This is a genomic window from Okeania sp. (assembly GCF_983059655.1).
In genome coordinates, this window is the sequence record NZ_CEZPJD010000437.1 from 1 (window position 1) to 6,462 (window position 6,462).

Annotated in this window: 3 protein-coding genes; all 3 read left to right on the forward strand. The window is 37.4% G+C overall.

Annotation, left to right across the window (positions count from 1 at the left end; all coding sequences use genetic code 11):
- The first annotated feature begins 340 nt into the window (after nt 1–340).
- The 3 genes from sat (at nt 341) to AC3DU7_RS21255 (ending at nt 5,888) form a co-directional block, all read left to right on the forward strand.
- Entirely contained in the window at nt 341–1,513 is a 1,173-nt protein-coding gene (gene sat / locus AC3DU7_RS21245) for a sulfate adenylyltransferase (protein WP_488041295.1), read from the forward strand.
- A gap of 463 nt (nt 1,514–1,976) precedes the next feature.
- Nucleotides 1,977–3,209 carry an RNA-guided endonuclease InsQ/TnpB family protein gene (locus AC3DU7_RS21250; protein WP_488041296.1) on the forward strand — a complete coding sequence of 411 codons (1,233 nt, stop codon included), beginning with the start codon at nt 1,977–1,979 and terminating at the stop codon, nt 3,207–3,209.
- A gap of 240 nt (nt 3,210–3,449) precedes the next feature.
- The gene (locus AC3DU7_RS21255) at nt 3,450–5,888 is read left to right on the forward strand and encodes a caspase family protein (RefSeq protein WP_488041297.1); all 2,439 of its coding nucleotides are present in this window, start codon (nt 3,450–3,452) and stop codon (nt 5,886–5,888) included.
- The last annotated feature ends 574 nt before the right edge of the window (nt 5,889–6,462 follow it).

The following is a 6,462-nucleotide window of genomic DNA, read 5'->3' on the forward strand; positions in this document are numbered from 1 at the left end:
TTGATGATTTATGCGTATGGGATTGATTTAATTTTTGATTATCACCAGATGTCTAGATAATATGTAAAGAGGTGACAGAAAACTAAATCGTGAAGTTTGGAAGTCCTTAACAATAGCATAATCTTCGTGTAAGAAGGATTTCAATAAATCCGGTAATCTGATTAAAACTAGAGAAGTTAGAAAAAAGAAAGCATCTTTGCATCTTTAAAGATATTCACCTTAACTTCAGTCAACTTCTAATAAATTAAGTCTGAAGACATAGGTGTCTCAAAGATGTAAGATCGAGATTAGAAAACCTAATTTTGATCGACTACTGTAGTTAACAAAGAGAGGAATTGCTTTGAGTCAGCATCCCAATGGTATACCAGCACACGGTGGCCATCTGATTAATCGGATTGCCACACCAGCAGAACGACAAGAGTTCATGGAAAAAGCTGAAAGTTTACCAAAAATACAACTAGATAAACGAGCACTGTCAGACCTAGTGATGATAGCCATAGGAGGTTTTAGTCCCCTCAATGGCTTTATGGAAGCGGCAGACTATGAAACCGTAGTTACTGATATGCGTCTTCAAAATGGTCTACCTTGGAGTATACCAGTCACTCTATCAGTCTCAGAAGAAGTAGCAGATTCAATCAAAGAAGGAAGTTGGGTGCGTCTAGATTCTCCCGATGGAGAATTTGTAGGAGTTTTAGAATTAACTCAAAAGTTTCGCTACAATAAAGCCCATGAAGCAATTAATGTTTATCGCACAGACGAAATCAAACATCCAGGAGTAAAAGTTCTCTATGATGCTGGCCCCATTAACTTAGCTGGTCCAGTATGGTTATTAGAACGTCATCCTCACCCATTATTTCCCAAATATCAAATCGATCCAGCTGCATCTAGAAAACTATTTCTAGAAAGAGGTTGGAAGACAGTAGTAGGTTTCCAAACTCGTAACCCCATCCACCGTGCCCATGAATATATTCAAAAATGTGCTTTAGAAACAGTAGATGGTTTATTTCTACATCCTTTAGTGGGTGCGACAAAATCCGATGACATTCCTGCTGATGTCCGGATGCGTTGCTACGAGATTATGTTTGAGAAATACTTTCCTCAAAATCGGGTAATTATGGCCATTAATCCCTCAGCTATGCGTTATGCTGGCCCAAGGGAAGCTATTTTTCATGCTTTAGTGCGGAAAAACTATGGTTGTACCCATTTCATAGTTGGTCGAGATCATGCTGGGGTAGGAGACTATTACGGTACTTATGATGCTCAACATATCTTTGATGAGTTTGAGCCCGGAGAGTTAGATATTGTTCCAATGAAGTTTGAACACGCTTTCTACTGTACTCGTACTAAAGGTATGGCCACAAGCAAAACAAGTCCAAGTTTACCAGAAGAACGAATTCATCTATCAGGAACAAAAGTACGAGAAATGTTACGTCGGGGTGAGTTACCGCCACCAGAATTTTCACGACCAGAGGTTGCTGAAGAGTTGGCTAAGGCAATGAAAGCATCTAGCTGATATTAGCAGAAATTTTTCTGGTACACTCCTTATATTATGAAGCATAATTGTACCAGAATTTAGAGGTAGGTTGAAAAAGCTATACAAAAAGTCAGCTTTTCAACCACCCCTCAGAATTGGGGTCATTTCAGTTATCAGTTATCAGTTATCAGTTATCAGTTATCAGTACCTCCGGCTTGAAATACTGAACTGAATATTCTCTTGGTCGATTGGATATGGCGAGGTTTCCTCGCCATCCCACCCAACGGGTGCGCTGCGCTTTTCGCGCCAGCGTTGCAAAGCAAACGACCGCTTTTCATCCCCTTAAAAGGGGAGGCTTTGGACCTCATTTTTTGGTAAATTATAGAAGGGGAAAACTTATCTAAAGTTTATCAAAGTACTCATAACTATAGCTATAAAACTAAAATGAGTAAGTTTGTTCAGTTGTCTATGCATTGAGTCGTTATCAGCTACAATTTAAGATATGAAGCTAGTTGAACGTCATGTTATTACCAAATCGCACTATTTGTGGTCAGAAATTTACCACAAGGCTTTTTTGTCAAAAAATCTGTTCAATTTAGCCAATTACAATTATCGCCAACATTTCTTTTCCTATCAAAAGGAATTAAATTTTAATCAACTGTATCATAAGGTATCTAAAAGCGACGATTATCAAGCTTTACCTACCAAAGTAAGTAAGCAAATAATCAGGAGATTAGATTCAGCTTGGAGTAGTTATTTTTCAGCCTTAAGAGAGTGGAAAAAACAGCCAAATAAATTTTTAGGTAAACCAAAAATCCCCAAATACAAACATAAGACAAAAGGCAGAAATATTCTGCCGTATCCAGATGAATCAATTTACAAAAAAACCTTAAAACAAGGAATTTGTCACCTGTCGATGAGTGAAATAAAAATCCCCACTTCACAGACAGAAATAATAGAAACCAGAATTATCCCCAAAAGTAGCTGTTACATAATAGAAATAGTATATGAAAAAGCGGAGGAAATAACAGAAAACGAACAAATAGCAGGAGTATATTTAGGGGTAAATAACTTAATAGCTGTAACGACAAATCAAACAGGAATATCTCCTCTTTTGATTAAATACAGACCATTAAAAGCAATTAACAATTTTTATAATAAACAACGCTCTTGTTTACAATATCAATTAAATAGCCATAATAAAAGTAATTCTAATCGGTTAAAAAAATTAACTCATAAACAAAATTTTCGAGTAGGAAACTATCTCCATACAGCAAGTAAAAGAGTAATAGATTGGTGTGTCAACCATGAAATAGGAATCTTAATTATTGGGCAGAATCAAAATTGGAAACAAGAAATAAAATTAGGGAAAAAGAACAATCAACAATTTGTGAATATCCCTCACTATAGGTTAATAGAGATGTTAACGTATAAAGCCCAACTAAGAGGAATAAAAGTAATAATTACAGAAGAATCTTATACATCTCAATCGAGCTGTTTAGATGGAGATGATTTACCAAAATATGGAGATAAAAAACAGCAATTTAGTGGAAAAAGAGTAACAAGAGGGTTGTATAAAACCAGAGAAAATAAATTATTAAATGCAGATGTAAATGGGTCATTTAATATAATTAAAAAAGTAATTCCTAATGTCTTAGACCAGGGAATAAAGGGTTTGCCGTTTAACCCTGTAGTGGTCTATCCACTACGAACAACTAAGGTTTCAGGCTTTTGATTAAGTTTGAGTAAGTTTAGTTGAGCGGTCAAGTTATCTATGATTAAATTTACATTAACTTGATGGCTGGTTAAGAGCCGATCTGAAAGATGTAGTAAACTAAACTCGCAAGTGTTTAAAGTTGGCTACGATCACCCCTATCGGTTAACTGCAGAATGCTTCAATTATGTAAAAAACTAATAATGTTGTTATAAAAAGTCCTGATTGACTCAGTTCAGGTGAGGACCTTAAGGAAAAAGCATGGGATTAAAGCGGCGTGAATTTCTGCAAAGGGCTAGCTTGGCCCTAGGAGCATTGGGAATAAGTGAAGCATTTTGGTGGCGACTCCAAAGTCGTTACTCAACTGCCCTAGCTCAAACTACTGGACGTAAATTGGCACTTCTAATAGGTATTAATGAATATCCGGATGCAGCTCTATGTGGGTGTATCACAGATGTGGAGATGCAGCAGGAATTGCTAGTTCATAAGTTTGGTTTTTTACCTACTGATATTCTCACTCTCACAAATAAACAAGCGACCAGAGAAAATATAGAAACGGCTTTTATTAGTCATCTAACTAATCAAGCTAGACCCGATGACCTAGTTCTCTTTCACTTTAGTGGTTATGGTAGTCGTGTCAGCAAAATGATAGATGAGAACGAAGAAAATGATGTTAATTCCTCAAAATTAACGTTTCAAAATACTCTGGTGCCAGTAGATGGTGTATCCCCAAATAATGAGGGTAAAGCAATAAATGATGTACTAGAAGAAACTTTATGGTTATTAGTGCGATCGCTCAATACGACAAAAGTAGTGACTGTACTAGACACTAGCTATGTATATCCTGGTAAAAGTTTGCAAGGTTTTCTCAGAGTTCGCTCTCGACCTAGTTCGACTACAGAGGAAATTAATAAAAAAGAGAAAGCAATGCAAACACTGCTACGCGATCGTCAAAATTTGGCAAGAGGACAGCTAATTAATCAAAGCCAATTACCAGGATTGATCCTGAATGCTAGTCGAGATAGCCAATTTGCTACTGAAACTGATTGGAATGGTTTTAGTTCAGGTCTATTCACTTATGCTCTTACCCAAAATTTATGGCATACAACTCCTGCAACAAAACTACAAATTAGTTTTGCACAAGCAGGTAGCTTCGTCGAACAACTAGCTGGAACTTATCAGCAACCGGAACTCAAAGAAGCAGCAAAACAAAATATAGCTCAATTTACCGAAGAAGCTACTATAACTCCAGTAGCTACACGTTATCAAAATCTCTTAACCCCCCTATTACCAGATTCTAGTGGTGTAGTCACTTCAGTAGAAGATAACGGCAAAATCGCAAGTCTTTGGCTAGGAGGGCTGCCAATTAATGTTCTTGATGCAGTTACATCTAATTCCCTATTTACAACTGTACCTTCTTCAGATTTTAACTCAAATAACTACCAATTTAAATTACAAATTCGTAGTCGGACTGGTTTAAAAGCTAAAGCTTCTATAATTATTGAAACTAATACTTTACAAGAGCTATCGGGACAGGAAAAACAGCCATTTAAAGATGGAGAAAATCCAAACAGTCAAACACAAAAAATTACTCAAACATCTTCTCCTAATCCTCAATTTTTAGCAGGAGAGGTGGTGCGAGAAAAAATTCGTATCTTGCCAAAACCTACTGAATTGACTATTGCTCTGGCTCCGGAATTGTCAAGAATTGAGCGGGTAGATGCTACCAGTGGATTCTCTGCAGTGTCCCAAGTTTCAGTAGTGAATAATACCCAAGCAGCAGATTATGTATTTAGTCGAGTACGGGAAACAAGTATTGCTCAAAGTCTCTCTGCTCCTCTACCTTCAATGTACCAAGGTCGTTATGCTCTATTTTCTCTAGGTCAGGTACTCATACCCAATAGTGATAGTGTCGGAGAAGGAGGAGAAAAAGGAGAAGCAGTAAAAGTAGCGGTACAAAGGTTAAGTTCTCAATTGAAAACTTTACTCGCAGCTAAAATACTACGTTTAACGAGCAATGAAAGTTCGACTCAAATAAAAGTCAGAGCTAACTTCGCTACTATTACTCCAGAAGCAAAGATCGTTATGCGGCGGGAAACTTTAGGGGTAAGTAATGAGGCGAAATTTAAAACGAATATAGAAGGTGTAGGTAGTTTTGGAGTTTCTGATGGGTTACTCACATTACCAACTGGTAGTAGAATTCAATGTCGATTGTATAATGACGGCGATCGCCCAGTCTATTTTATTTTATTCAGTTTAGACAGTAGTGGGCGAATTATTATTCTAGATCCTACTGTATCTAATCAATCTCTCAATAATAACGAGCTTTCACAAACAGGGTTAGCTATTACTCCAGGGGACAGTATAAATATGCCTCCTGTGATTAGTGGTTCTCCTAGAGATACAGAGTCTTTTGGATGGAAACTCATCGGTCCTGAAGGGTTGGTAGAAAGTCTAATTATCTGTAGCCATCAACCATTCAAGGAAACAATAGCTGCTCTGAATGGAGAGGTACGTCAAGTGAGAGATGATCGACTAATTCAAGAAGTATTAGATCCTTTGAATGTAGCACAAGCAGTATTACGAGACTTACAAAGTGCTAGTCAATCAGCTGTTCAATCAAGTGGGTTATCAACTGATGATTATGCTCTAGATATTAATAGTTGGGCAACGATGAACTTTGTGTGTCGAGTTGTCTGAATATAGCAGGGAATAAATGAAGGCAGAGGGCAGAAGGGAAAGAAAGGTTCAAAGGTAGAAGGTTTTTTTGATCGCTGATTAATCGGACATGATGTAAGGGCTAAAATAGCCCTTTTTTTTAGACATCTCCATCAAAAGTCTAGGTAGGGAGTTTGATCAAGGAGAAATAATTGATGATATTAAATAGGGTTTGCGCTTCACTAGTCTTTTAGTAGAGGGTAGGAGCAGGAGAAATGGGAACGAGCGAGGAAGCAGGAGTCAGGAGGCAGAAGCTTTTCTTCTATTTTCACCTTAATTTTATACACAAACTATGCTACCGGACATGATATAAAAAGGTACTTTTTCCAAATATTCTCTAACTCTTCTGCCTTCTGCCCTCTGTCTTGCTTTCCTAATGTGAGTATGACTGTAAGTCAAATGTTACCATAGAGCGATAGAATTTCTTCCCATTTGCCTACAGAATGCTACGCAAACACGTTGGCGGAGACTAGCGACAGCTATATCGCGCAGAAGTTAGAATGTTACAGCGCTTTTCATTTGAGTAGACCACAAAATTATTTTTGGCACTTAGAGT